Raw genomic sequence first — 24,931 nt, 5'->3', positions numbered from 1 at the left:
AATTCGTCCAAACAGCTGTGCGCCACACGGCCGCATCCGCGCCCGGCCTGACAACTAGGCGGCGGCGCGCATGAAGTTGCCGAGACCCGCAAACAGTTCGACCGACTTCAGCCGCGCCTCGATATCGTGGATCGGCATGGAGATGATGACCTCGTCCGCCCGTGTGTCGCGCAGGAAGTCGGAGAGCTTTGCTTCCGCCGTCCTCTGCGAACCGACGACCGCATAGCGCAGCGTATGCTCGACCGTCATCTTTTCCATCGGCGACCAGAAGCTCTCCATATCGCGGACGGGTCGCGGGAACTGGCCGCGGACATTGCGGCGCAGGTTGACGAACTGCTGCTGGGCGGACGTGAAATGATATTGCGCTTCCTCGTCGGTCTCGGCCACCGAGCCCATCACGCCAACCATGGCATAGGGCTTGTCGAGGACGGCCGATGGCTGGAAGCGGTCGCGATAGATATCGAGCGCGTCCAGCAGCGAATCCGGTGCGAAATGCGAGGCAAACGCATAGGGAAGGCCAAGCATCGCGGCCAACTGTGCGCTATAGAGACTGGAACCGAGCAGCCAGATCGGCACATTGGAATTCATGCCCGGCACAGCAAGGATCGCCTGGTTTTCGACGGGCGCGCCAAGCAGCTGCTGCAGCTCGACCACGTCGTTGGGAAAGCTCTGGGCACCGGCATCGAGATTGCGCCGGAGCGCTTGCGCCGTCCGCATGTCGGTCCCCGGCGCACGCCCGAGCCCCAGATCGACACGTCCCGGAAACAGCGCTTCCAGCGTGCCGAACTGCTCGGCGATGACGAGAGGCGAATGGTTGGGCAGCATGATCCCGCCCGAGCCGATCCGGATCCGCTTCGTCGCCGCCCCGACATGGCCGATGACGACAGCCGTCGCGGCGCTGGCGATAGCCGGCATGCCGTGATGTTCGGCCAGCCAGAAACGCGTGTAGCCATACTCTTCGGCCTTTTGCGCCATGCGCGCCGAACCATCGAGCGACTGACGGATCGTACCGCCTTCGGGAACGGGGGAAAGATCGAGAATCGAGAAGGGAACCATGGCGAAGGCCTGTCGGTGATTGCGAGGACAGGTGTATGTAGGTGCCCGAATTGGCTAATCCAAACGATGCGGCGAAGAAAAAACCGTCACCCTATGGCGAGATCGATCGCGAGACTTGCTCGTCTTATCTGTTGCCCCCGCCGACGGTCATGTAGTGGGTCAGCGTGAGATAGTTCGTCATACCGACAGCCTCTGCCAGACGGATGGAAGCCAGGTTCGTCTCGGCGACCTGATAGCGAGGAACACGCCCCGCACGCTCCAGCTCCGCGAGAGCGGCATGGACAACGCGAGAGGCCAAGCCCCGGCCGCGCTCCTCGGGCAGCGTATAGACTCCACCGATCTCCCAAACGGCGCCATCGACCTGAAATGCAAAGCAGGCTGCTAGCGCCTTGCCGGCCTCCTCTACGACTGAAGTGAAGGCGCGGCCGGCATTAATCAGCGAACCAAGCCATTCAGCACAGTAGCCCTGCTCTTCGAACAGCCGAAAGGGCGCTGCCGCGCAGGTCGTGCCGATCTTCGCACGTGCATCTAGGGGAATAGCGCCGGCTGAGGTGTAGGATAGAAACGCGAACCGTCGCTCCAGCACGAATTTCTCCGCGACGACCCCCCGATCTGCATCGCTGCTGAGCTTAAAAACCAGGGATTCGCCCTGCGGCACGAACCCAAGTAGTTCTCTCGTAAGGTCGGGATGATCGCTGGAGATGATGGCCGATGCGCTGGCTTGCGGATACGTTTCCCGATCGAAGTCGCTGAACCGGTGATCGAAAATCAGCAAAGTTGCGGCGCAGCTACCCCGAACGATTTGGTACACCCTCGAACCGCCCGGGCAGGCCTGAAGGAACTTCAGTAGGACGACGTTCCTGAGAGGAGCCCGCCGGAGAACCTCCAGTGCAGTGTTCGGATCGGTCTGTACGGCCAGCATAGTATACCCGGGCGTCTTCCTCGTTTCGTGCGACAATGACACTGGTCTGCCCCCAGTCGAGACGCCGGTTGAGCGCACCCTCGACTGGGGGCAGAATGGGATTTCAGGTGTTTCCCGATCCGCTTGCAGAGATCCGCCTAGACCCGACGCCGCAGGACGTGCACCTCGGCGCTGTGCTGGTGCCTCTCCTGGGTCAGCGTGAAGTGGGAGAGCTGGCGGTCCATTTCGACCGCCTCGGTGGCGAGCCGGTGGATGGCTGCCGTCGTCTCCTCGACCATGGCCGCGTTCTGCTGCGTCATCGTGTCGAGTTCGGAAACGGCGGCGTTGATCTGGCGGAGCGTATCGGCCTCTTCGCGGGTCGAATCCATGATCTCGCCGATCTGGCCGTTGATCGCCTCGACATGGCCGCCGATGCCGGTCAGCGCTTCGCCGGCCCGCTCCACCAGCGACACGCCGGCTTCGACCTCGTGTGTGGATTTCTGCAGCAGATTGCCAATTTCCTTCGCGGCACTCGACGAGCGTTGTGCCAGTTCGCGCACTTCCATGGCAACGACGGCAAAACCCTTGCCCGCCTCGCCGGCGCGGGCGGCCTCGACCCCGGCGTTCAGGGCCAGCAAGTTCGTCTGGAACGCAATGGAATCGATGACGCTGATGATCGAGTTGATCTGGCGCGAGGATGCCTGGATCGCTTCCATGGCCGCGATCGTATCGCGCATGATCTGGCCGGACCCGCTCGTCTCGCGCTTTGCATCGCGAGCGATGCGTTCCGCCCGCTCGGCCCGTTCGATCTGCAGGCGAACGGACTGGGTGATTGCGTCGATTGCGTTCGCCGTCTCGGTGATCGATGCCGCCTGCCGCTCGGTCCGCCCGGCCAGCTCGTCGGCGCCCGTGCGCATTTCTTCCGAGCCGGCCCGAACGGCCATCGAGTTTCCGCCGATCGCGGTCATCGTTTCGCTGAGCGTCGCCAAAGCCTGGTTGAAGTTGATGCGCAGGCTTTCGAGCTCGGCCGGGAAGCCGCGGTCGATCTGGTAGGCGAGGTTGCCGTTTGCCAGGTGGCGCAGGCCGTCGTCGATCGCCTCGACGACCTCCTGCAGGCTCTTGGCTTCCGCCTCGCGCTCGGCCATGTGCTGCTGCCTGTCGCGCTCGGCCAGCGCCCGCGTTTCGGTGCTCGCTGCCTCGAGTTCGCGTGTTTCGATCAGCGACTGCTTGAAGCGCGCGAGAGCCTTTGCCATCGTGCCTATCTCGTCGCCGCGGTTCAGGCTGCCGATCTCGACGTTGAGCTTGCCGTCCGCCACGTCGCGCGTGACGCCGGCAAGGCGAGCGAGCGGCGAGAAAAGCATCTTCGTTATGATGCCGGTGGCGATCGCCATTACCACAAGGACGCCGATCGCGATCATGGTCAGCAAAGTTGCGATCTCGATCGAGCCGGCATTGATTTCGCTGAGGCGCACGCTTTCCACAACAAGGAACCGCGAGCCCTGATAGTCGATGCCCTTGACGTAAGCGCGGGCTGCGCCGTCGGCGCGGCTGAAATCCTCGACCGTCATGCCGCCGCCGGCAAATGCGTCCTTCAGGAAGGTGAACGGCGCGGTGTCCAGGGTGACGAGCTGCCCGCCGGGACTGACGGAGACGGCAGAACCGTCGTCCGAGACGATCGCGGCCTGGGCCGTGCTGCCGGAGACAATCCCCTTCTCCAGGATGCTGGTAAAGACATCGTCACGCACCTTGAAGAGAATGACGCCCTTCGGCGCGCCGAGCTTGACGATCGGAACGGCGTAGAAGATGGCGGCCTTGCCGCTCGATGCGTCGACGCGCAGGCCGGAGAAACCGGCTGGTGCGGAATCATCGGTCGCCTTTGCGGTGTTGGCAATTGCCTTGGCGAAGGCGAGCCCCGCGCCCGTCGACTTCCATGCATCGGTTTTCAGATTTTCGGCGAAATCCTCGTTCTTTTTGTAGGAGTAGAGAACGTGGCCGTCGAGATCGGCAATGAGCAGGTCGCTGAACGCCGTCTTCTCGAGATCGCGTGCGACCTCGCTCTGCGTAGCCTCGTGGTTCGAATAGTAGAAACCGCTCGGCGCTTCCGGCTTCACCAGCTTCTCGCGTTGATCGGCGGGGTTCGGATTGTTGGTGATGAACACCTTTTTCAGTTCGGCGCGGGCATCGCCCGACGTTTTCTCGATCGTCTTCCAGCCGCTTTTCAGGCTGGTGATCGACATCTGCAGCGCCTCGATGCGCGCGATGGAATTGGCCTGGTTCTCGAGTTGCTCGAGCTGGTCCTGCAGCATGTCGCCGCGAAAGATCAGAACGCCCTCCTTCGCCTTCAATGCCTGCTCGCCGGAAATGCGGCTGCTGGCGAAATAGGCAAGGCCGTTAATGACGGCGATGGAAAGTGCGGTCAATAATATGAAAGTCGCAATAACTTTAAAGGACAGGGACTGAAATCTCTGAGCCATGAACAACGAACCCTTCCGGAACGGCTATGCCGGGCGACGCGCAAACGTCCTGCCTGCAGACCTGAAAACAGAAAACGGGAGCCTTACCTGTGGGGGCTCCTCTTTTATGGATCATAAGCTCCTGCACGGAGTTTAAATTGACGTAAACGGAACCTCTTAAATTAAGCAGTGTTTTTGTTTTGTTCACATATCGATGGCAGTTATTTCGCAACTGCAATAGGGTGAAGCATGCAAAATACGATTCGCATCATCGGTATCGACCCCGGTCTGCGCCGCACCGGCTGGGGTATCATCGAAACCTTCGGCAACTCGCTGCGCTTCATCGCCTCCGGTACCGTCACGTCGGACGGCGACATGGATCTTGCCTCGCGTCTCTGCCAATTGCATGACGGGCTCGCGGAAGTCGTGCATGCCCATCAGCCGGACGAAGCTGCCGTCGAACAGACCTTCGTCAACAAGGATGCCGTCGCCACCCTGAAGCTGGGCCAGGCGCGCGGCATTGCCATGCTGGTGCCCGCACGCGCCGGCCTGCAAGTTGCCGAATATGCGCCGAATGCCGTCAAGAAAGCCGTGATCGGCGTCGGCCACGGCGAGAAGCAGCAGATCCACATGATGCTGAAGATCCTGATGCCGAAGGCGGAATTCAAGGGCAACGACGCGGCCGACGCGCTCGCCATCGCGATCTGCCACGCCCATAACCGCGGCAGCAACCGCATGCGCCAGGCAGTCCTCGCCGGCTAGTGTGTTCTTGACTTGTTCTTGCGGTAATGATAATTCTTACTCCATTGTCGGAGATGCAGCATGCGTGTCACATCAAAAGGTCAGGTTACCATTCCTCGCGACCTGCGTGAACTCGCGGGCATCGAACTCAACGGCGAGGTGATCTTCTCGGTCGAGGGCGGCAAGCTGGTTCTGGCTCCTAAGAACGGAAAACAGGAGCTGGAAGATCGCGGCCGCCTGGCTCGCTTTATGAATGCTCTCGATCGTCTCGAAGGAACCGGCGACCAGACGGTCGATGCCGAAGCGCTGATGTCGATGACACGGGACCGCTGATGCCGACTTTGATCGACACCAACGTTCTGGTCGACTTGTCGATCCCGGCATCGGATTGGCATGGATGGTCGCGCCAGCGAGCGCTCGATGCGTTCAAGGCTGGTCCGGTGTTGATAAACCCTATTATCTACGCGGAGTTTTCCGTGCGGTATCGCGATATGGACGAGGTTGACCGCCTGCTGCCGCAGGACGAATTCCGTCGCGAGAACCTGCCGTGGCCCGCGGCCTTCGCCGCCGCGGCGGCTTTTCGGGTCTACCGCAAATCCGGCGGCGGTCGCGAAAGCATACTGCCCGATTTCCTGATCGGTGCCCATGCCGCAATACGCGGCTATGCCGTCTTGACGCGCGACCCCAAAGGATACCGCTCGTACTTCCCCTCGCTCGACCTCATCACGCCCGAAACCCACCCCTGACGGACACCCATTCATGATCGGCAAGCTCAAAGGCACCATAGACGAAATCGGCGACGACTACGTGCTCGTCGATGTGCACGGCGTCTGTTACGTCGCCTTCTGCTCGTCGCGCACCCTTTCGCGTATCGGTTCGGTCGGCGAAGCCTGCATTCTCTTCATCGAGACCTATGTTCGCGAGGATCAGCTGAAGCTTTTCGGCTTCATGACCGCGCTCGAAAGGGAATGGTTCAACCTTCTGCAAAGCGTTCAGGGCGTCGGCGCCAAGGTGGCGCTCGCCGTCCTTTCGACGCTGACCCCGAGCGAACTTGCCAACGCCATCGCCCTGCAGGACCGCACGGCCGTGTCGCGCGCCCAGGGCGTCGGCCCCAAGGTCGCCGTCCGCATCGTCACCGAGCTCAAGAACAAGGCGCCCGCATTCGCCGGCGAGGCAGCGGCCAACATCGGCCTGAAGCAGGAACTCGGCGAAGGCGTCGCAGCCGCCCCGGTCGCCGACGCGGTGTCGGCCCTGACCAACCTCGGCTACTCCAGAGATCAGGCAGCCAACGCCGTGGCGGCGGCAATGAAAAACGCGGGCGAGGGCGCAGACAGCGCCAAGCTGATCCGGCTCGGGCTCAAGGAACTGGCGCGGTGAATTCCTTGCAAAGCGATCCGTTCCGCAGGGAATTTCCAATTTGCTGGACTCAGCCGATCTCATTCTTGAAGATGACAGAGTGGTCGAGGAGACGCTCGAAGGCATGGCAGGTACAACCATGGAATTTGTCGACGTATTCGCTGCGCTGCGAAATCGGAATGCTGGTTGCACGATGACGAAGACCTTCGATGCCAAGGCCGCAAAGGCGACACCCGGAATGGAACTTCTCACATGACTGAACCTGCCCGCCTGATTTCCTCGGAAAAACGAGGCGAAGACCTGGACGTCACGCTGCGTCCGCAATCGTTGGACGAGTTCACCGGCCAGGCGGAGGCGCGCGCCAATCTCAAGATCTTCATCGAGGCTGCGAAGAACCGCGGCGAGGCGCTGGATCATGTCCTTTTCGTCGGCCCGCCGGGTCTCGGCAAGACGACGCTGGCCCAGATCATGGCCAAGGAGCTTGGCGTCAATTTCCGGTCGACGTCCGGCCCGGTCATCGCCAAGGCGGGTGACCTCGCGGCGCTCTTGACCAACCTCGAAGAACGCGACGTGCTCTTCATCGATGAAATTCACCGCCTCAGCCCTGCGGTCGAGGAGATCCTTTATCCCGCCATGGAGGATTTCCAGCTCGATCTCATCATCGGCGAGGGCCCGGCGGCACGCTCGGTGAAGATCGACCTCTCGAAATTCACCCTCGTTGCCGCAACCACCCGTCTTGGCTTGCTGACGACGCCGTTGCGCGACCGCTTCGGCATTCCGGTGCGCCTGAGCTTCTACACCGTCGAGGAACTCGAACTGATCGTGCGCCGCGGCGCACGCTTGATGAACCTGCCGATAACCGACGAGGGAGCCCGCGAAATCGCCAGGCGCGCCCGCGGCACCCCGCGTATCGCCGGTCGCCTCCTGCGCCGTGTGCGCGACTTTGCCGAAGTCGCCAGGGCCGAGGCCGTGACCCGCGAGATCGCCGACGAGGCGCTGACACGACTGCTTGTCGACAACATGGGCCTCGACCAGCTCGACAAGCGCTACCTCAACATGATCGCCGTCAACTTCGGCGGCGGCCCCGTCGGCATCGAGACCATCGCCGCGGGCCTTTCCGAACCGCGCGACGCGATCGAGGACATCATCGAGCCCTATATGATCCAGCAGGGCTTTATCCAGCGCACGCCGCGCGGCCGCGTGCTCACGGCAACCGCCTGGAAGCATCTCGGGATGCAGCCGCCAAAGGATCTGGAAGCGGCGCAGTTCCGGTTGTTCCAGGAAGACGATTGAGCATTCTGCACCGACGGCAAGACAGAGGAGTTGACCCGTGCCCGCCTTCGACCCATGCCGGTCTTTCCGCAAGCTCGCCTATAACAACGCCCTCGCCAACCGCCGCCTGCTCAGCGCCTGCGCGATGTTGCAGCCCGGCGAATTCGAAGCGCCGCGCACGAGCTTCTTCCCGTCGATCAAGGAGACCCTGAACCATATCGTCACCGTCGACTGGTTCTATGTCGACAGTCTGGAAGGCGGTACGCTCGGGCTCAGGACCTTCGAAGTGGACGAGCCGTTCGACGATGTCGGATCGCTCACCGAGGCGCAGGCGAAGGTCGACCGGCGCCTCATCGACCTATGCGAAGCGCTGACGCCGGAAAAGCTCGTCTCGACCGTGAACGTTCATCGCGGCCAGCGGATACAACACGAGCGAATGGAGGACATTCTGGGCCATCTCTTCCAGCACCAGACGCATCATCGCGGCCAGGTCCACGCCATGCTGGCCGGCACCACAGTGAAGCCGCCACAGCTCGACGAATTCATCGTGGCGGATGACGCACGCTTCCGGGGCGACGAGCTCGCCGCCCTCGGATGGAGGGAGGAAGACCTGATGCGCTAGCGCAATTCCAGCAAAAGTGCGTAGCGGTTTTGCGTCTGGAATTGCGTAAAGACAAAAAGATAGAGCCTTTCGCGATTCGAAGAAAAGCGGAAGTGAGCTAGTCCTGCAGCCGCGACTTGAGGCCGTCGATGATCGTCTTGGTCAAAAGCTCGTAGTTCTCGTCGAAATGGTGGTCGCCGGCGAGCGTGATGACGTCGGCTCCCGTGCCTTTCAGATCCGGGCAGGCCACTTCGTCATCGTCTTCCTTGCCGTAGATGCACTGGACGATCTTGGGATCGACCTTCTTCAGGTCGTCGACCGGATCGCCGCCTGCCCCTTCGGTTTTCTGGCCGAGCCAGCCCATGACGGAGATCTGGTAGTCAACCGCGTGGGAGAGAGACAGGAGCGACATCTGCGCAACCGCGCTTTTTGGCGCAGGCTTCAGGCGTGAAAAAGCAGCAGGCACCACGTCCGCACCGAAGGAATAGCCGACCAGCAGCACGTGCTTGACCTGCCATTGCTTGCGGTAGAGTTCGATGATCCTGCCGAGATCGTCCGCGGTTTCCTGCGGTTTGCGCTCGGACCAGAAGTAGTGGAGTGAATCGACCCCGACGACCGGGATGCCTAGCTTCTGCAGCGACGCCCCGACTTCCTTGTCGATATCGCGCCAGCCTCCATCTCCGGAAAAGATCACCGCCATCGTGTCGAACACCGGCTTGGCGTCGAGAATGGTGAGCGGCAAACCGAGCGGATTGTCTGCGCTGGCGGAAGCGGCGATCAGCTCGTCGAGTATATCGCTGAGCGTGGTCTGCGCATCGTCGTCGGAATCGCGGATATCGATGCCGGCATGCGCTTTTTTCAGCTCCTCCACGTGCGCCCGTCCCTCCTTGCCCGCGGCCGGGGTGAAGGCCGCAATCACTGGGTCGGGCAGCGAAATATCGCTGAGACCGTAAACCGTCCGGTCGCCGACCGTCTGCTTCTTCGCCGGCGTGCAGAGTTCCTTCGTCAGCGGAATGCCTGCCAGCGGATCGACCGCAAGCGTCTGGCCGATGGTCGCGTCAGGCGTCTGCGCGGCTATGGCAAGCGCAAGCGCTCCACCCTCCCCGATGCCGGCAATGATCGGCAGGTGATAAGGGCTGTTGCCGGCGGCACGCTGAACCTGCTGGCTGAGCGACTCGATGTCTGACACGAGATAGATGCAACCGTCGTTCTGGCTGACGTCGTACTGCCGCAGCGCCTCCATGTAGGACGGGAAATCGACGCCGATGACGACAGATCCCTCGTCAACCAGCCTGTCGGCCTCGGCCTTTTCCTGGTCGCCCCAGCCGGCGGCGTCGGAGATCAGCATGACCGCCCCCTTGACGTCGCCCTGCGGCCGGAAGATGTGCGGGGAAGGAATGAGGCCGGTTTCGAAGCTCTGCGTGGTTTCGCTTGCGGCCCGCGCCTGGGGTGCCGCGAGCGACAATGCGCACACGGCTGCAAGAAGGTATCTTTTCATCATTTCCTTACGACCCCTTTCAATCCGCCGCCGATCAGGAGCGTTGCGTCCATCAATGCGATCATCGGATTGCCTCCTCCGGAAACCGCAAGGTAGCGCGGATGCCATTGAGGGTGAAACTTGGATTTGAAGGCCCTCAGGCCCTTGAAGTTGTAGAAGCGCTCTCCGTGTTCGAAGACCGTGCTGCCGATGCGGTCCCATACGGGTGCCGCCTCCCGCTTCGACATGCCCGAGAGCGGTGCCATGCCGAGATTGAAATGGGCAAAGCCTTCGTTGCGCAGATACTCCATGATCTGCACGAACAGGAAGTCCATCGAGCCTTTGGGCGCATCCGGCGAGAAGCGCATCAGATCGATCGTCCCCTCGTCCTTGGTTTCGGTGATGAGGATGTTCGCGAACGCGACGATCTTTCCTTCGCGCTTCAGGATCCCGACCGGCTGGCCGACGATGTAGTCCGGTTCGAAGGCGCCAAGCGAAAAGCCCTTTTCCTTGGCGTTGTGATCCTGCAGCCAGGCCGTGGACACGGCTGAGAGCTCATCCATGACGGCGGGGACGCCCTCCGGTTCGATCACCTCGAACTCGAGGCCGTCGCGCTGGGCGCGGCTGGCGGTCTGGCGCAGGTTCGCCCACTTGCCGCCCTTCATCTCGAAGGTCCGGAGGTCGGCAACGGCAAGCTCGCCCAGCTTGAAGGCCCGCAGGCCTGCATCGGCGCAATGCGAAAGAAGCGCCGGCGAAATCTGATAGAAGACGGCGCGGCAGCCGGCCGCCCGGGCGGATTCGACAAAGCGCCAGACTAGCTCCGGAATCGCGCTTCGGTCGCCGATCGGGTCGAACAGCGCGATCCATGAGCGGCCCTGCCGGCCATACATGATGAAGGCATCGCCCTTCTCGGAAAACATGACGCTCTTGTCGCCCATGCGCACCAGATTGGCATCGGCGTAGCGTTGCTTGCCAACGATCCCGACCGCGCGTTCCAGCGCTTCGTCCGAGGCCGGCTCGGGCTTCGACGTTGCCGGTCGCAACAGGCTGAAAATGGCGATCGCCGAGGAAATGATCGTGATGCCGAGCACGGCGCGCAGCCCGCGCGGCGCCTCGTCGGCGAACTCGAACTGCCACCAGAGCTCGTTGCTGTATTCGACATCGCGATAGACGAACAGCAGGATGACGATCGCGCCGACGCAGACAACCGCGATCGCCGTCAGCCAGGACGCCGTCAGCGTTTGATTCAGAAGCGATGCGTGCCGGCGGAACAGCCGGCGACTGACGAAAAGGCCGAAAATCAGGAACCCGAGGAAGCAGGCCTCCACCAGCGCAATCGCCTTCAGAAGCGAAAGCGTCAGCGCCGCGGCCGCAGAGATGATGGAAACCCACCAGGCCCCGTCAAGCCTCTGCCCAAGGCCCCGGGCCGCAACCACCAGCGCCAGCCCGAGCAGGCTTGAAAGGAAGTGCGCGCCCTCCACGATCGGCAGCGGCAGGTAGTTGGCGAGGAATTCGAGATTGGAGTCCGGGGTGGGCGTCACGCTCGAAAAGATCAGCATGACACCGAGCAGCAACGCAAGCGTCGACAAAAGCTGCGGCATCAGCCGGATCCCGATCCGACGGACCCCGGATGCGACCGGATGATCGGCGAAGCGGCGAAGTTCGGTTGCCGAGACGGCAAGCACGGCAATCACCAGCGGCAGCACGTGATAGATCAACCGATAGAGAACGAGCGAGCCGAGCACCGCGTCGATGTTCACCGCACTGCCGAGCGAGGCGATGATGACGGTCTCGAAGACGCCGAGGCCGGCAGGCACATGGCTGAGCACCCCGAGACCGACCGCAATCGCATAGATCGCCAGAAACACCGGCCAGCTGATCGCGGTCTGCGGCAGCAGCACATAGAGAACGGTGGCCGATGCCGCGATATCGAAGGCCGCCACCAGGAACTGCCGCGACCAGGTGGCGGAATCCGGCAGTCGTATCGAAACCGATCCGACGCGGAGCACCCTGCCACCTCGGCCGAACACCATGACCGCTGCCAGAAGCGCGACGATCGATCCGCCGATCAGCCGCAGCAGCAGGCTGCTGACGTTGATCAGCGGCGCGATCTCGTCGGCAATGGCCAGCAGCGCGATCGATCCGACGCCGGCAAGCCCAAGGCCGAAGGCAACCGTGACGAACGCGATGACGCGACCGATTTCTTCGGGCGTCAGGCCCTGCCTGGAATAGGCGCGGTAGCGTATAGCTCCGCCGCTGAGGGCACCGAACCCGGCGGTGTTCCCAACAGCGTAGGCGCTGAAGGCGGTCAGTGCGACCTGGGGAAAGGGCAGCTTCCTGCCGACATATTCGATGGCGTTGACGTCGTAGAAGACCAGCGCGAGAAAGCTGAGGGCAGTGAAGAACAGCGCCAGGAGAATCGAGCTGGTCTTGGTATCTGCAAGGGCCTGCACGACATCGTCGTAGCGCACCTCGTTGGTCAGCTGTACGATGGCGAAGCCGACAATGCAGAAGACGGCAAGCGTCGCGACTGCCGTCAGGTGTGTGCGGTATCGCCTGAAAAATCCGCGCAAGGCGGACTCATCGGTATCTTCGATCTCTTCCAAATTGCCGTGCCCCGACATCTCTTACCGTCGCGATTTCCATCTTTGCGGGAATCATGTTTCGAATGCGTAACATAAACTGCATGCCAAGCGTACGCATGCTCACGCCACCCCAGCGCCGCTCATCGACGCTTGCTTCATCTTTAATTGGGGCAATTTTGGCGCACGCGGCGGCTCAACACATTGCATTTTCGTAAGGTCGGCCGGTGCGCCGCACATATCCGCGCCGCAGCCGGCGCCGTTGTCTGCCGATGCAACAGCTGCCGATACGCGTTGCCATCATGGCATCATGGGGGAGGTTCGCCGTTTGCTTCGGATTTCTGCACGGTAAAGCGCGCCGCGGCGGCATGCGCTTCCGCTTCGCGACCTTCGCCGGAGACCTGCACCGTCGGCACCGCGAATTCTATGCCGTTCTGCTTGAAGGCGGTGCGGATCATGGCCAGCGCGTTGCGGCGTATCACGAACTGCTCGCCGGGCTTGGTCATCATCGAGAGCCGGATGACGATTGCAAACTCGCCGAACTGTTCGACCCCCTTCATCTTCAGGGTCTCGATGATGTGTGGGGCGTAATCCGGGTTTTCGAGCAGTTGCGCGCCGATCTGCTTGATGACCTTCTTGGCCAGCACGAGATCGGTGTTGTAGGTGACGTTCAGCGTAATCTTGTCGATCGTCCAGTCGCGGTTGAGGTTCTTGACAGCGCCGAGTTCACCGAATGGCACCGTCGTCAGGGGTCCGCGGTGGTGCCTCAACCGGACAGACCGCAGGCTGAAGGCTTCCACGACGCCCTTGTGGCTCCCGCTTTCGATATATTCGCCGATGCGAAAGGCGTCGTCCCACAGATAGAACATGCCGCTGATCACATCCTTGACGATCGTCTGCGCGCCGAAGCCGACGGCGACGCCCACGACGCCGGCGCCGGCGATCAGCGGTCCGATCTCCACACCGAGGCCGGACAGCACCATCAGAACCGCGATCACCGCGATAACGACGGCCAGGATGTTCCGGAAGATCGGCAGCAGCGTCTGCAGCCGCGCCCGCTTCGCCTTCTCCTCGTCGTTGGCCGCGCTGTCCAGCGGCGAATCCTCCAATCTCGCATTGATGTAGGCCCGCGCCAGATGCCAGAGGAGATCGGCGGAAAGCAGGATGACGATACCGCCGAGCGAACCGCGGGTAATGCGATCGATCATCGTGTCGCCCGCGGCCATGCGGTCGGCGGCAAACCCGAGTATGCGCCCGAGCCACACGGCGGCGATCGCGATGATGGCGGCACGCACGCCGCGATCGAGAAGAACCGCCGCGATGCGGCGCTTGGCCAGGAACCCGGCTTCCGCCTGATGCAGGGAACGCACCGCAAGCGTTGCGACACGCAACGCACGTGGCAGAAGGACGATGTAGATGCCGATCCACAGCACCAGGTTGAGCCCTCCGACCCACAGCAGCCAAAGCGCCACGAAATAGATCGTCAGCAACCATGAGATCGTCGTGCTTTTTTGCCCGCCGTCGGCAGGCCGCGACCAGACTGCCTCTGTCGCAATCAGAAGAAGCCCGATGCCCAGCGTGTAGCCGACCAGATAGCGCGATCCGCTGGAAAACCCGAGCGGCAGCATGAGCTGGATAACGACCCAGCCGAAGGCGAAATAGATGATGAAGACTGCACTGCGCCGGAACCAGTACAGCGCCGTCGAGCGGGACACGTCGCGCGTGCCGTCTGCCTTGGGAAGCGTCACCAGCGTCACCAGCAATCGGCCGAACGAGATCGTGAAACGTGCCACCAGCAGCGCAATGGCAATGGCAATGGCCATCGACTGCGTGATCGGCGGCCATTTGAACACGACCAGCGGCACCAGTGTCGCAACGCAGAAGACAAGCGCCGGGACAATACGATAAATCAGGTTGGCCGCCGCATGGTGTGCGACAGTCACGACCTCGCCGTCCGCCCGCCGTATCCTCGGCTTAGGCACAAGCAGGCGAAACAGCAGCTCGGCAGCCGGTCCGGCCAGGAGCAACGCCAGAACTTCGATCGTGACCAGCGCCCAACCGCTCGGCTCGACCTCGCGATCGACGATATCGGACGCTGTTTCAACCTCCTGAGGCAATGCCATCGCGGCACTGGACACCAGATCGAAGTGGCGGCGCGCATGGCCGAGAAGGTCCGAGAGGACTGACATCTGGTCGGCGTTCGCTGCGCCGGCCGCAGGCATTGCCTGCATCTGCGTCGCCATCCATTGCTTCACCTGCGGCGTCTGCATCAGCTGCAGCATCTGCCGCACCTCCGCGGGCGCCCCGGCCGGCCCCGGCGCGGCTGTTGTCGCGGGTGTCTGCGCACCGGCGCTTGCTGCCATCGTAATAGCCACAATCAGCAGCAGAAACCGCAGCAAGCTCCGCGCGCCAATTCCCACACCCATTCGCCAGCCCCTCCGATATCTTTCGTCCACCTTATATCGCGCCGTGCGAAAGAAAAGCCCGCGCAGCTTGCGCTGCACGGGCCGGGTATCCGTTTGTGCGGAATAGCTTATTCCTTGGGCTTCTCGACGTGGCCGCCGAAGCCCGCGCGCATCGCCGACAATACCTTGTTGGCGAACTCGTCGTTGTCGCGCGAGGAAAAGCGGCCATAGAGCGCAGCGCTCAGGACCGGCGTCGGCACGCTTTCGTCGATGGCCGCCATGATCGTCCAGCGCCCTTCGCCGGAATCGGAAACGCGGCCGGCATATTGCGCAAGCGCCGGATCGGCATGGAGCGCATCGGACGTCAGGTCGAGCAGCCACGACGTAATGACGCTGCCGCGGCGCCACACTTCGGCGACGTCCTGCAGGTTGAAATCGTAGCGGTAGAATTCGGGGTGAGCGAGCGGCGCCGTCTCGGCATCCGCCTCATGGCTGTCCGAACCGATGTTCGCGCGCTTCAGAATGTTGAGCCCCTCGGCATAGGCGGCCATAAGGCCGTACTCGATGCCGTTGTGCACCATCTTGACGAAATGACCGGCGCCGTGCGGACCGCAATGGAGATATCCCTGCTCGGCCGTGCTGCCTGGAGTGACCGGCCGGTTTTCAGAGGGCGCGACCGAACCCTGCCCCGGCGCCAGCGATGCGAAGATCGGCGAGAGCGACTGCACGATGCCCTTCTCGCCGCCGATCATCAGGCAATAGCCTCGCTCGAGGCCGAAAACGCCGCCGCTGGTGCCGACGTCGACGTAGTGGATGCCCTTGGTGATCAACTCGGCGCCACGGCGGATGTCGTCGTGGTAGTAGGAGTTGCCGCCGTCGATGATGATGTCGTCGTCGTGCAGCAGCGGCAGGAGCTGGGCGATCACCTTGTCGGTGATGGCTGCGGGAAGCATCAGCCACACCGCGCGCGGTCGCGAAAGCTTCGAGACGAACTCTTCCAGTGAAGCACTGCCGACGGCGCCCTTGTCCGCAAGATCGGCAACGCTTTCCGGCCTCGCATCGTAAACGACGCATTCATGGCCATCGCGCATCAAGCGTTGGACCATGTAGTTGCCCATACGGCCCAAACCAACCATGCCAAGCTGCATCTCAAGTCTCCTGGATAATTTAATCGATATGATTGCGGAAACTAGCACTCGCATGGCGGCAGGCAAGCGAAGTCTGCGTCACATTCCAGTCATGGCATCATAGCTGGTGCGCAGTGTCGTCATGGCTGAAACGCGATGACGACCCGGCCGCTCGTTGCATCCGCGATCATTCGCGCGATATCGTCGGCGACGGCCTGAGGTATCGCGAGCGTCAGCTGCGCTCCCGTGCCTAGAAAGGCCTCGTCCGTGATGCGCACGCCCGCCGCAGCACCGAGCCGTGCCTTGACCAGCGCGAGGTCCGAGAAGCCGACATTTACCGTTGTCTCGGCCATGGGAATCAATTCGATGGTCCTGGACGCCCGCAGGCAGGCTGACGCCGTTCCGCCGTAGGCGCGGATGAGACCGCCGGTTCCAAGCAGGACGCCGCCAAACCAGCGCGTCACGATCACCATGACATTGTCGAGCGATTGCCCGTCGATCGCTTGCAGAATTGGCTTTCCCGCCGTGCCGCTCGGCTCGCCATCGTCGTTGAACCGATAGCTTTGGCCGATCCGCCAAGCCCAGCAATGGTGATTGGCGCCGGGATCGGCATGTGCCGCCAGCAAATCCTTGGCATCCTGCTCGCCTGCGATGGGGCTTGCGACGGCCCGAAACCGGCTCTTCTTGACGATCTGCTCGAATGTCTCGATGCGTTCTAGTGAAAACATGGAGGTGGCATATCGCCTGCGCGAAGCGTTTCGCAAGTGAAACTGTCGGAGAAGCCGGTGAGGAGTGCCGGGCGCCGAGAACCTCGGACGCAAAACGCCCGCTGCAGGGCAACGGGCGTTTCACATATCGGCCGCTCGGGAAGAGCGGCAATCTTGCCTGTTAGCGAACCGCCGCATCGCGTGCGACACGCTGGATGTCGGCGCGGTCGATGCCAAGGTCGTGCAGGGCGCGGTTGGACATGCGGCCGAGTTCGGAAACCGTCTGACGGTACTTGCGCCAGTTGTTGAAGGAGCGTGCTACGTTCATGATGATCCCCTTTCCTAGGGCTGTCAGCGTTCGGCAGCGCTCTTGCCGCCGGTGTCTTTCTGTTGAGGTGAATATACGTCCGCACCGACATGTCGAACAGCGCTAAGGCATCAGGCCACCAATGCATAAGACGCATAACTACGACAGGAGTGCACATTATTTGGTCGCTACATCCGCGACGTGCCGTCGTCCCATCGTCGCCATTCCGCCCACTAATGGTTCGGCATAGACGACAACCGCATTGTCACCACCGATGTCACGCGTCAAGACGCGCGCTATATCAGACAATGCGCAGCAGTTTTCAAACCGACTTCTCTCAACAGGACATCTGACATGAACAAGACCACTGTCGTGGCGCTCATCTTCACCACTGCGCTGCTCTCCGACACGCTGGCGAATGCTGCCGATTTCTCGGTGGAACCTTTGAAGGACGGCGAGGCATTCATTGGCTGCCTGGCGCAGAACACGCCGTCCGGCATCGGCTTTCTGGCTGTCGACGACAAGGTCGCGCTGTTTGCGAACACCGCCAGGTTTCCGATCGAAAAGGGCGATGAGGTGAAAGGAAGCTGGGCCATCGACGATGGCGACGAAACGGAATTCTCATCGACCGCCGACAGCGCGCACACGGCGACGATCGACGTGCCGAACACGACCGAAGCCGTCGCGGCGCTGACCTCGGGCAAGGAGCTGCGCGTCAAGGCAAACGGCGTAAAGGGAACGTTTCCTCTGGCGGGGACTGAAAAGGCTTTCACCGATCTGCTCGCCTGCATGCAAGACGAAGGGGCGGAATAGGCCAGCGCACCTGCGGCCGGCAAAACCTTTGCCTGACTGCAAAATCCATCAAGAAAGAAATGAGTGCGATCCGCGGCAACCGGTGGATGTTTACGATCCTGGGTGCCTACAAACGTAGGTGGGCGCCATATGTCCAGGCCCACGGGCCTGGTCAGGGACAGCTCCCTTTGGATCGAGTATGGCCCCAGGGATTGTGGTTCCTGTCGAGAGGCGCAGATCGCATTGCCTATATAAGGCCGATCGCGAGGCGGCGCCAGAGGTTCCGCAGGCGCGCCTTGGATTTATTATCTAATTGAGCTCTGCAGGCGCGCGGCCGTTCAACTTGTCGGTAATGCCGCGGATGTGGCTGGTGACCTCGACAAGCGCTGCGGCGAAACTCTCCTCCGTCCGTGCGGTCGCCGCCAGAACGGTATCCCGGTTGCCGCGCAGCGTATCGAGCTCGGATTCAAGCCCGGCGACGCGCCGCGTCAGTTCCGAAATCTCGTCCATGATCATGATCCCGGCCATCACGGTGATCCTGAGGTCGCCGATTTCGCCGAACTGTTCCTTGAGGTGGCCGACATAACGGTCGAAACGAGTCGCAAGATCGGTCAGGTGATCTTCCTGCCCTTCCTCGCAGGCCATCCGGTAGGCCTTGCCGTCGATCGTTACCGTTACCTGAGCCATCTCATCTGTCCTTCACTATCGGTCGAGGACCGCGCGGATCGTCTCCATCGCCGTCACCAGCCGTCGCGACACCTCGCGATTGACCTCCTCCAGACGGTTCGCGCGGAACTCCGCCTGATCGAGTTCCTGTGCGAGTTTCGAGCGATCCGCATGAACCCGGCGTACCTCGCCTTCGATCTCGCCATGCTCGCGCTGGCGCTCGATGCGCATGTCCACGGCGTTCTCGAGACCCGAAATCGCCTGTCGCAGCTCGGTAAGCGCTGCCTCGATGGTATTGCCTGTGGGCGTCATGTCTCTTCCGGTTCCCCGCTCAAGACCCGCGAATCGGCGCCTGAATCCGATCCAATGTATAAAAAAGGATATGCAGCTCGCCAACAGCCCGTCAATAAAGGTCACAGGGCGGCGGGTACCCTTATCTGTGGATGACGCTGATGAATGCCCGCATCACAGACCTTTCAACTTTTGTAAAAATCGCTGGTCAAATGTCTAAAATCGATTCAACAGCCTCGTAATTGGCCCTCGTTTTATTGACTTGGCCGTTCCAACTGCTATGTGTCAGCCGCTCTCATTGATGGTCTCCACAGGCTTGAGGCCATCCCCCGACACCCGGAACCAGCGGAATAGTGATGATCTCTCCTGAACAACACGACCGGATGGCAAATGCGATCCGCTTCCTCGCCATGGATGCAGTCGAAAAGGCCAACTCCGGCCACCCAGGCATGCCGATGGGCATGGCCGATGTGGCGACGGTCCTGTTCACCAAGTATCTGAAGTTCGATCCGAAGAAGCCGCATTGGCCGAACCGCGACCGCTTCGTGCTCTCGGCCGGCCATGGCTCGATGCTGCTCTATTCTCTGCTTTATCTAACCGGGTATCCGGATATGACGGTCGAAGACCTGAAGCAGTTTCGCCAGATCGGTTCCAAGACCGCCGGCCATCCGGAATACGGCCACGCCACCGGCATCGAGACGACCACCGGTCCGCTCGGCCAGGGTATTGCCAATTCCGTCGGCATGGCGATCGCCGAGCGCAAGCTGCGCGAAGAATTCGGCGCCGACCTGCAGGATCACTACACCTATGCCATCTGCGGCGACGGCTGCCTGATGGAAGGCATCAGCCACGAGGCGATCGCGCTTGCCGGCCACCTGAAGCTGAACAAGCTGGTTCTCTTCTGGGATAACAACTCGATCACCATCGACGGTGCCCTGTCGCTGTCCGACTCGACCGATCAGGTTGCCCGCTTCAAGGCCGTGCACTGGAACACGATCGAAGTCGACGGCCATGACCAGGCTGCGATCTCGGCCGCGATCGAGGCCGCCCACAGGTCCGACCGCCCGACCTTCATCGCCTGCAAGACGATCATCGGCTTCGGCGCTCCGAACAAGCAGGGTACCCACAAGGTTCATGGCAGCCCGCTCGGCGCGGACGAAATAGCGGCTACCCGCAAGGCATTGGATTGGGAATACGAACCCTTCGTCGTCCCGTCCGACGTCCTCGACGCATGGCGTGCGGCAGGCAGCCGCTCCGTTGACCTGGTCAAGGCATGGGAAGACGGCCTCGCAAAGGCTCCGGCCATGGCCGAGTTCACGCGCCGCTTCGCCGGCGAACTGCCGGAAGGCTTCGACGCGGCCATCAGCGCCTACAAGAAGAAGCTCGCCGAGACCAAGCCGACGGTCGCGACCCGCAAGGCATCGGAAGATGCGCTTGAGGTCATCAACGGCTTCCTCCCGGAAACGCTCGGCGGCTCCGCCGACCTGACGCCGTCGAACAACACCAAGACCAGCCAGATGGTGTCGATAACGCCGACGGATTTCGCCGGCCGTTACATGCACTGGGGCATCCGCGAGCACGGCATGGCCTCTGCCATGAACGGTATCGCGCTGCACGGCGGTCTCATTCCCTATGCCGGCGGCTTCCTGATCTTCTCCGATTATTGCCGCCCGCCGATCCGCCTCGCAGCGCTGATGGGCATCCGCGTCATCCACGTTTTGACGCATGACTCCATCGGTGTCGGCGAAGACGGCCCGACCCATCAACCCGTCGAGCAGATCGCCAGCCTGCGTGCTGTACCGAACCTGCTTGTCTTCCGTCCGGCCGATGCGGTGGAAACGGCTGAATGCTGGCAGATCGCCATCAAGACGCTGAATCGTCCGTCCGGCCTTGCGCTGACCCGTCAGAACCTCACGACCGTTCGCACCGAGTACAGCGAGAAGAACCTCTGCGAACTGGGCGCCTATACGCTCGCCGGCAATGCCGACGCCAAGGTGACGATCTTTGCTTCGGGCTCCGAAGTCGAGCTCGCGGTTGCCGCCCGCGCAACGCTGGAAGCCAAGGGCGTCAGCGTCCGCGTCGTCTCGGTTCCCTGCACGGAGCTCTTCTTCGAACAGCCGGACGCCTACCGCAAGGAAGTTCTCGGCAACTCACCCGTCAAGATCGCCGTCGAAGCGGCCGTCCGCGAAGGCTGGGATGCGTTCATCGGACCGGAAGGCACCTTTGTCGGCATGAAGGGCTTCGGCGCTTCCGGCCCGGCCAAGGACGTCTTCAAGCATTTCGGTATCACTGCAGACGCAGTGGTTGCCGCCGCAGAAGCCAAGCTTTGATCAGGGAGCGCCTCCGGGCGCTCCCCATTCCATAACGCAAGCCCTATTTATCGGGAGTGAATCACATGACTGTAAAGGTTGCCATCAACGGTTTCGGCCGCATCGGCCGCAACGTTCTCCGTGCCATCGTCGAATCCGGCCGCACCGACATCGAAGTCGTCGCCATCAACGACCTCGGCCCTGTCGAAACCAACGCCCACCTGCTGCGCTACGATTCGATCCACGGCAAGTTCCCGGCGACCGTCAAGGTCGAAGGCGACACCATCACGGTCGGCAACGGCAAGCCGATCAAGGTCACCGCGATCAAGGACCCGGCAACGCTGCCGCACAAGGAACTCGGCGTCGACATCGCGATGGAGTGCACCGGCATCTTCACGTCGCGCGACAAGGCTGCAGCCCATCTGACGGCTGGCGCCAAGCGCGTCATCGTCTCGGCTCCTGCCGACGGCGCCGACCTGACCGTCGTCTTCGGCGTCAACCATGATCAGCTGTCCAAGGACCACCTGGTCATCTCCAACGCATCCTGCACGACGAACTGCCTGGTTCCGGTCGTGAAGGTTCTCGATGACGCCGTCGGCATCGACCACGGCTTCATGACCACCATCCACTCCTACACCGGCGACCAGCCGACCCTCGACACGATGCACAAGGATCTCTATCGCGCCCGCGCTGCGGCTCTGTCGATGATCCCGACCTCGACGGGCGCGGCCAAGGCCGTTGGCCTCGTCCTGCCGCATCTGAAGGGCAAGCTCGACGGTACCTCGATCCGCGTCCCGACGCCGAACGTTTCCGTCGTCGACTTCAAGTTCGTCGCCAAGCGCGACACCAGCATCGAGGAAATCAACGAAGCCATCAAGTCTGCCGCCAACGGCAAACTGAAGGGCATCCTCGGCTACACCGACGAGCCGCTGGTTTCCCGCGACTTCAACCACGACAGCCACTCCTCGATCTTCGCGCTCGACCAGACCAAGGTTCTCGAAGGCAAGTTCGTTCGTATCCTCACCTGGTACGACAACGAGTGGGGCTTCTCCAGCCGCATGTCGGACACCGCCGTCGCCTTCGCCAAGACCATCTAAGGTTCGGCGGACAATGATTGAAAGCGGCTCGGGAAACCGGGCCGCTTTTGTTTTGCGATGCGTACACGGATTGGCCGCTCCATCGGATTTTCCGATGGCACCATCGGCTTTCTCCGTTTCCTCTCCATGCACTCCCCTGCCAATGATCGCCCTCGCAATGATCACTTCAGGAATGGAAGACGTGGAAATGGGTGAAATAACGAATTCAAGGATTCTGATCGTCGGCGGCAGTTCAGGAATGGGCCTGGCGCTGGCGAAACGCTGTCTGGCAGCAGGGGCGCAGGTCACGATTGCCGGACGCAACGAGGAAACGCTGGCGCGCGTCGGCGAGGAGCTTCGCAGTCCGGCAGCTTTCCAGACAGTCGCGGTCGATATCGCCAAGGAGAGCCAGGTATCCGATCTGTTCAAGCGTATCGGCGACCTCGACCATATCGTCAGCACTGCCGCCGATATCGAGGGTGCCTACGAGCTGCTGCCCTCCCTCGACTTGCGGGCCGCGCAGCGGGTCGTGGAAAGCAAATTCTACGGACCGCTCCTGTTGGCGAAGTACGGCGCGCCCGCACTCTCCGCGTCCGGTTCGATGACGTTCACATCCGGCATCGCTGCCTACCGTCCATCGGCGCGGGGATCGGTCGTCGCCGCTGTCAATGCCGCCCTGGAAGGACTGGTCCGAGCGCTCGCGGTCGAATTGGCACCGATACGCGTGAATGCCGTCTCGCCGGGTTGGGTCGACACGCCGATCTGGGCGTTCGTTGCCGGCGACAAGAAGGACGATACGCTGAAGGCGATTGCAGAGCGCCTGCCGGTCGGACGCGTGGGACAACCGGACGATATCGCCGACGCCATCGGCTTCCTCATGGGCAATGGCTTCACGACGGGGACGGTGTTGCACGTCGAGGGCGGCCATCGACTGATCTAGCCGGCGCGAAATGATCGCTTGCGGCCGCCAGCCACACTCTGAGAGCTGGCGGCTGAACACGCCTGCGCCGCCAGATCATCACCAGCGACGCGGTCCGCGTCGGCCCCGGCCAAGTCATCTCGCCAATCTCTCCGCGGTCGAGGGCGTCCGCCACCGCAAGCCGTGGAACGAGACTTATGCCTGCACCGGCAGCAACCAGCCGCGCAATGGTGCCGATGCTGCCGACTTCAGCGGCGGGCTTTGGTGCATCGACGTGCGCCTCGGCAAATGCCTTGTCGGACAAGCCGCGATACACGCAGCCGACTTCGGTCGTTATGAAGTTCATCGAGGCAAGCTCGGCCAGATCCGGTTTCCTCGATGCAAACGCGCCACCGGGAGGCGTGGCGACGATCAAAGGCTCCGTCGCGATCGTCCGTCGGACGAAACGTTCGTCGGGCCAACCCTGGTCGAAGCAGATGGCGACATCGATCTCGCCGCTGTCTAGTTTTCGGAGCAGATCGCCGCTGCCTGCCACCGTCAGCCGGATGTCGATATCGGGGCGGTCGGTCCGAAACCCGGACAACAATGTCGGGAGCTTGATTGCCGCAATTGTTTCCAGGGCTCCAATCCCCACCGATCCAGCCCGGTGTCCGACGGTTGTCGCAACCGCCGCGCGCGCCTCGTCTTCCAGCATCAGGATTTCTTCGGCGTAGGGGCTCAGCGTTTGCCCCGCTTGCGTCAGTTCCAGGCCGGGCTTCGAGCGGGTGAAGAGCTCCGCGCCAAGTTCGCTTTCAAGGGATTGAATCTGGTCGCTGACGCTCGATTGCGCGAGGTGAACCTCCTCGGCTGCCCGCGTGATATTGCGATGCCGGGCGACCGCGAGGAATGTCCTGAGTAATCTGGGATGCATCGACATGCCGAACTGGGAAAGGGGCAAAGCAGTGCAACGTTTAAACGCCGCGACAGCCGCCAACGCTGCCACATCGCCGGTGCCGCCGTCAACACATCGCCCTGAAGATGGCGCCCGTCCAAGAGCTGCAAAACCGCCGATATCCCTTGGTCGCGCGCCCTCGGGCGCTTGCCCTGCGCGGCCAAACTGACTAGCCTCGCAGTCTGTGGAACAGACACTGCGCAAGTAATGCAGCTGGCGGATTCACCCATGAGAATTCTGATGGTGGCCATCCTTCTCGTCATGATCGCCAGCGTGCTGAGCATGAGCCTCGTTGGCGGGCGCAGTTCGAGGCAGATCGCGAAGGGGCAGCCGCTGATGGAATCGGCGCGCGCAATGGGCCCACGGTGACAGGCACTCTGCGCGGATAGTGCTGGCGCCGCGAACCCTATCGCCTTACTGTCGATTTGGCGCGGCCCGCGCAGAAGCGAGAGAGAATTTGATGGATTACTTTACGATTGAAATCGGTGGACAGGCCATCGCGAGTTTCCGATCGGAAAACGACGAAGACGCGAAGCATTTCTTCCAGGCGGAGGATTTCAGGGAAGATCTGACGATCCTGCAATCCCAGGGCAAGCCGGTATGGGACGGCGTCGCCAAGCTGAACTTGCGCAAGGCAACGGCCGAAGAGGCAAGCGAAGTCGAGCATGCCTATGAATTCGACGACGATCCCGAGAGAACCATCGACGACGAATTCGTCGTCTTCCTGATTCCGATCTCCGATGCGGCGGATGAGGAAGACGACGCCGAAGCGTAGTCTTCCCGGTCGGCTGATGTCGCGATCCAACGGCGACATCGGTCGCTCGGCGGCTTCCGTGATTCTGCGAATGTCCAAGAAAAATACAAGGCGTCTCTTTCTGCCCTGTTCCTGCCTGATTTCGCCCTACACTTCCGATAGGCTCACGTAAGCCGTTCGCCCGATTTGCCGTTCGGCATAGCAATCA

The 24,931-nt window shown here is 62.0% G+C and carries 25 protein-coding genes and 1 other RNA gene; 13 read left to right on the top strand and 13 right to left on the bottom strand.

Annotated features, from left to right (window positions below; all coding sequences use genetic code 11):
* Positions 1-54 precede the first annotated feature (54 nt).
* The 3 genes from ASC97_RS05655 to ASC97_RS05645 all read right to left on the bottom strand — a co-directional run bounded on the left by ASC97_RS05655 (position 55) and on the right by ASC97_RS05645 (position 4,431).
* A complete protein-coding gene (locus ASC97_RS05655) occupies positions 55-1,056 on the bottom strand; it encodes an LLM class flavin-dependent oxidoreductase (protein WP_057467369.1) in 1,002 nt (333 codons plus the stop codon).
* A 124-nt stretch (positions 1,057-1,180) separates the two neighbouring features.
* Complete coding sequence (locus tag ASC97_RS05650; RefSeq protein ID WP_057467368.1) at positions 1,181-1,978, bottom strand: GNAT family N-acetyltransferase; 798 nt, start codon at positions 1,976-1,978, stop codon at positions 1,181-1,183.
* A 137-nt stretch (positions 1,979-2,115) separates the two neighbouring features.
* Positions 2,116-4,431 carry a methyl-accepting chemotaxis protein gene (locus ASC97_RS05645; protein WP_057467367.1) on the bottom strand — a complete coding sequence of 772 codons (2,316 nt, stop codon included), beginning with the start codon at positions 4,429-4,431 and terminating at the stop codon, positions 2,116-2,118.
* 228 nt (positions 4,432-4,659) lie between these two features.
* Here ASC97_RS05645 and ruvC point away from each other — a divergent pair, with 228 nt between their 5' ends.
* The 7 genes from ruvC to ASC97_RS05610 are packed head-to-tail and all read left to right on the top strand — an operon-like array spanning position 4,660 to position 8,401.
* A complete protein-coding gene (gene ruvC / locus ASC97_RS05640) occupies positions 4,660-5,172 on the top strand; it encodes a crossover junction endodeoxyribonuclease RuvC (protein WP_057467366.1) in 513 nt (170 codons plus the stop codon).
* A 60-nt stretch (positions 5,173-5,232) separates the two neighbouring features.
* A complete protein-coding gene (locus tag ASC97_RS05635) occupies positions 5,233-5,484 on the top strand; it encodes an AbrB/MazE/SpoVT family DNA-binding domain-containing protein (protein ID WP_057467365.1) in 252 nt (83 codons plus the stop codon).
* Positions 5,484-5,897, top strand: coding sequence for a type II toxin-antitoxin system VapC family toxin (locus ASC97_RS05630; RefSeq protein WP_057467364.1), 414 nt, complete (start codon positions 5,484-5,486; stop codon positions 5,895-5,897). Before ASC97_RS05635 ends, ASC97_RS05630 begins: the two co-directional genes overlap by 1 nt.
* Positions 5,898-5,910: 13 nt before the next feature.
* Positions 5,911-6,528, top strand: coding sequence for a Holliday junction branch migration protein RuvA (gene ruvA, locus ASC97_RS05625; RefSeq protein ID WP_057467363.1), 618 nt, complete (start codon positions 5,911-5,913; stop codon positions 6,526-6,528).
* A 40-nt stretch (positions 6,529-6,568) separates the two neighbouring features.
* The gene (locus ASC97_RS05620) at positions 6,569-6,763 is read left to right on the top strand and encodes a hypothetical protein (protein ID WP_057467362.1); all 195 of its coding nucleotides are present in this window, start codon (positions 6,569-6,571) and stop codon (positions 6,761-6,763) included.
* Positions 6,760-7,800: a Holliday junction branch migration DNA helicase RuvB gene (gene ruvB, locus ASC97_RS05615; protein WP_057467361.1), complete on the top strand. Its 1,041-nt coding sequence runs from the start codon at positions 6,760-6,762 to the stop codon at positions 7,798-7,800. Before ASC97_RS05620 ends, ruvB begins: the two co-directional genes overlap by 4 nt.
* A gap of 37 nt (positions 7,801-7,837) precedes the next feature.
* Entirely contained in the window at positions 7,838-8,401 is a 564-nt protein-coding gene (locus ASC97_RS05610) for a DinB family protein (RefSeq protein WP_057467360.1), read from the top strand.
* A gap of 97 nt (positions 8,402-8,498) precedes the next feature.
* Here the strand turns inward: ASC97_RS05610 and ASC97_RS05605 are convergent, their stop codons facing one another.
* The 6 genes from ASC97_RS05605 to ASC97_RS32560 all read right to left on the bottom strand — a co-directional run bounded on the left by ASC97_RS05605 (position 8,499) and on the right by ASC97_RS32560 (position 17,006).
* A complete protein-coding gene (locus ASC97_RS05605) occupies positions 8,499-9,881 on the bottom strand; it encodes a virulence factor family protein (protein WP_057467359.1) in 1,383 nt (460 codons plus the stop codon).
* On the bottom strand, positions 9,878-12,481 hold the full coding sequence (gene mprF / locus ASC97_RS05600) for a bifunctional lysylphosphatidylglycerol flippase/synthetase MprF (RefSeq protein WP_057467358.1): 2,604 nt from the start codon (positions 12,479-12,481) through the stop codon (positions 9,878-9,880). Before mprF ends, ASC97_RS05605 begins: the two co-directional genes overlap by 4 nt.
* A gap of 266 nt (positions 12,482-12,747) precedes the next feature.
* The gene (locus ASC97_RS05595) at positions 12,748-14,865 is read right to left on the bottom strand and encodes a mechanosensitive ion channel family protein (RefSeq protein WP_057467357.1); all 2,118 of its coding nucleotides are present in this window, start codon (positions 14,863-14,865) and stop codon (positions 12,748-12,750) included.
* Positions 14,866-14,972: 107 nt separating this feature from the next.
* Positions 14,973-15,992, bottom strand: coding sequence for a phosphogluconate dehydrogenase (NAD(+)-dependent, decarboxylating) (gene gnd / locus ASC97_RS05590; protein WP_057467356.1), 1,020 nt, complete (start codon positions 15,990-15,992; stop codon positions 14,973-14,975).
* 119 nt (positions 15,993-16,111) lie between these two features.
* Positions 16,112-16,699, bottom strand: coding sequence for an IMPACT family protein (locus ASC97_RS05585; RefSeq protein WP_057467355.1), 588 nt, complete (start codon positions 16,697-16,699; stop codon positions 16,112-16,114).
* Between the two features lie 160 nt (positions 16,700-16,859).
* Positions 16,860-17,006: a DUF1127 domain-containing protein gene (locus ASC97_RS32560; protein ID WP_080725715.1), complete on the bottom strand. Its 147-nt coding sequence runs from the start codon at positions 17,004-17,006 to the stop codon at positions 16,860-16,862.
* Positions 17,007-17,339: 333 nt separating this feature from the next.
* Between ASC97_RS32560 and ASC97_RS05580 the strand changes: the two genes are divergently transcribed.
* Positions 17,340-17,798, top strand: coding sequence for a hypothetical protein (locus ASC97_RS05580; RefSeq protein WP_057467354.1), 459 nt, complete (start codon positions 17,340-17,342; stop codon positions 17,796-17,798).
* 63 nt (positions 17,799-17,861) lie between these two features.
* On the opposite strand, the gene ssrS is transcribed toward ASC97_RS05580, so the two are convergent.
* The 3 genes from ssrS to ASC97_RS05570 all read right to left on the bottom strand — a co-directional run bounded on the left by ssrS (position 17,862) and on the right by ASC97_RS05570 (position 18,755).
* A non-coding RNA gene (ssrS, locus tag ASC97_RS32555) (6S RNA) lies at positions 17,862-18,020 on the bottom strand.
* A gap of 66 nt (positions 18,021-18,086) precedes the next feature.
* Positions 18,087-18,464 carry a cell division protein ZapA gene (locus ASC97_RS05575; protein ID WP_057467353.1) on the bottom strand — a complete coding sequence of 126 codons (378 nt, stop codon included), beginning with the start codon at positions 18,462-18,464 and terminating at the stop codon, positions 18,087-18,089.
* 15 nt (positions 18,465-18,479) lie between these two features.
* Entirely contained in the window at positions 18,480-18,755 is a 276-nt protein-coding gene (locus ASC97_RS05570) for a DUF4164 domain-containing protein (protein ID WP_057467352.1), read from the bottom strand.
* A 335-nt stretch (positions 18,756-19,090) separates the two neighbouring features.
* On the opposite strand from ASC97_RS05570, the gene tkt reads away from it, so the two are divergent.
* From tkt to ASC97_RS05555, 3 genes are all read left to right on the top strand, one after another.
* Positions 19,091-21,064 (top strand): transketolase, encoded by a 1,974-nt coding sequence (tkt, locus tag ASC97_RS05565; RefSeq protein WP_057467351.1) that lies wholly within the window; start codon positions 19,091-19,093, stop codon positions 21,062-21,064.
* Positions 21,065-21,129: 65 nt separating this feature from the next.
* On the top strand, positions 21,130-22,140 hold the full coding sequence (gene gap / locus ASC97_RS05560; RefSeq protein ID WP_057467350.1) for a type I glyceraldehyde-3-phosphate dehydrogenase: 1,011 nt from the start codon (positions 21,130-21,132) through the stop codon (positions 22,138-22,140).
* A gap of 187 nt (positions 22,141-22,327) precedes the next feature.
* The gene (locus tag ASC97_RS05555) at positions 22,328-23,059 is read left to right on the top strand and encodes an SDR family oxidoreductase (protein WP_244481398.1); all 732 of its coding nucleotides are present in this window, start codon (positions 22,328-22,330) and stop codon (positions 23,057-23,059) included.
* Here ASC97_RS05555 and ASC97_RS05550 read toward each other — a convergent pair.
* Positions 23,010-23,948, bottom strand: coding sequence for a LysR family transcriptional regulator (locus ASC97_RS05550; protein WP_057467433.1), 939 nt, complete (start codon positions 23,946-23,948; stop codon positions 23,010-23,012). The two genes, ASC97_RS05555 and ASC97_RS05550, sit on opposite strands and share 50 nt — an antisense overlap.
* 249 nt (positions 23,949-24,197) lie before the next feature.
* On the opposite strand from ASC97_RS05550, the gene ASC97_RS33780 reads away from it, so the two are divergent.
* Entirely contained in the window at positions 24,198-24,338 is a 141-nt protein-coding gene (locus ASC97_RS33780) for a hypothetical protein (protein ID WP_156390314.1), read from the top strand.
* A 91-nt stretch (positions 24,339-24,429) separates the two neighbouring features.
* A complete protein-coding gene (locus ASC97_RS05545) occupies positions 24,430-24,744 on the top strand; it encodes a hypothetical protein (RefSeq protein WP_057467349.1) in 315 nt (104 codons plus the stop codon).
* The last annotated feature ends 187 nt before the right edge of the window (positions 24,745-24,931 follow it).

Source organism: Rhizobium sp. Root1203 (assembly GCF_001424945.1).
GTDB lineage: Bacteria > Pseudomonadota > Alphaproteobacteria > Rhizobiales > Rhizobiaceae > Rhizobium.
Note: the sequence above shows the minus strand (reverse complement) of the source record. Positions and strands in the feature narration are given on the sequence as shown.

Bases quoted from the DNA above. Each gene is read 5' to 3' on its own strand.
- ASC97_RS05655 (WP_057467369.1), bottom strand. From the start codon at position 1,056: ATGGTTCCCTTCTCGATTCTCGATCTTTCCCCCGTTCCCGAAGGCGGT.
- ASC97_RS05650 (WP_057467368.1), bottom strand. From the start codon at position 1,978: ATGCTGGCCGTACAGACCGATCCGAACACTGCACTGGAGGTTCTCCGG.
- ASC97_RS05645 (WP_057467367.1), bottom strand. From the start codon at position 4,431: ATGGCTCAGAGATTTCAGTCCCTGTCCTTTAAAGTTATTGCGACTTTC.
- ruvC (WP_057467366.1), top strand. From the start codon at position 4,660: ATGCAAAATACGATTCGCATCATCGGTATCGACCCCGGTCTGCGCCGC.
- ASC97_RS05635 (WP_057467365.1), top strand. From the start codon at position 5,233: ATGCGTGTCACATCAAAAGGTCAGGTTACCATTCCTCGCGACCTGCGT.
- ASC97_RS05630 (WP_057467364.1), top strand. From the start codon at position 5,484: ATGCCGACTTTGATCGACACCAACGTTCTGGTCGACTTGTCGATCCCG.
- ruvA (WP_057467363.1), top strand. From the start codon at position 5,911: ATGATCGGCAAGCTCAAAGGCACCATAGACGAAATCGGCGACGACTAC.
- ruvB (WP_057467361.1), top strand. From the start codon at position 6,760: ATGACTGAACCTGCCCGCCTGATTTCCTCGGAAAAACGAGGCGAAGAC.
- ASC97_RS05605 (WP_057467359.1), bottom strand. From the start codon at position 9,881: ATGATGAAAAGATACCTTCTTGCAGCCGTGTGCGCATTGTCGCTCGCG.
- mprF (WP_057467358.1), bottom strand. From the start codon at position 12,481: ATGTCGGGGCACGGCAATTTGGAAGAGATCGAAGATACCGATGAGTCC.
- ASC97_RS05595 (WP_057467357.1), bottom strand. From the start codon at position 14,865: ATGGGTGTGGGAATTGGCGCGCGGAGCTTGCTGCGGTTTCTGCTGCTG.
- gnd (WP_057467356.1), bottom strand. From the start codon at position 15,992: ATGCAGCTTGGCATGGTTGGTTTGGGCCGTATGGGCAACTACATGGTC.
- ASC97_RS05585 (WP_057467355.1), bottom strand. From the start codon at position 16,699: ATGTTTTCACTAGAACGCATCGAGACATTCGAGCAGATCGTCAAGAAG.
- ASC97_RS32560 (WP_080725715.1), bottom strand. From the start codon at position 17,006: ATGAACGTAGCACGCTCCTTCAACAACTGGCGCAAGTACCGTCAGACG.
- ASC97_RS05580 (WP_057467354.1), top strand. From the start codon at position 17,340: ATGAACAAGACCACTGTCGTGGCGCTCATCTTCACCACTGCGCTGCTC.
- ASC97_RS05575 (WP_057467353.1), bottom strand. From the start codon at position 18,464: ATGGCTCAGGTAACGGTAACGATCGACGGCAAGGCCTACCGGATGGCC.
- ASC97_RS05570 (WP_057467352.1), bottom strand. From the start codon at position 18,755: ATGACGCCCACAGGCAATACCATCGAGGCAGCGCTTACCGAGCTGCGA.
- tkt (WP_057467351.1), top strand. From the start codon at position 19,091: ATGATCTCTCCTGAACAACACGACCGGATGGCAAATGCGATCCGCTTC.
- gap (WP_057467350.1), top strand. From the start codon at position 21,130: ATGACTGTAAAGGTTGCCATCAACGGTTTCGGCCGCATCGGCCGCAAC.
- ASC97_RS05555 (WP_244481398.1), top strand. From the start codon at position 22,328: ATGGGTGAAATAACGAATTCAAGGATTCTGATCGTCGGCGGCAGTTCA.
- ASC97_RS05550 (WP_057467433.1), bottom strand. From the start codon at position 23,948: ATGCATCCCAGATTACTCAGGACATTCCTCGCGGTCGCCCGGCATCGC.
- ASC97_RS33780 (WP_156390314.1), top strand. From the start codon at position 24,198: ATGAGAATTCTGATGGTGGCCATCCTTCTCGTCATGATCGCCAGCGTG.
- ASC97_RS05545 (WP_057467349.1), top strand. From the start codon at position 24,430: ATGGATTACTTTACGATTGAAATCGGTGGACAGGCCATCGCGAGTTTC.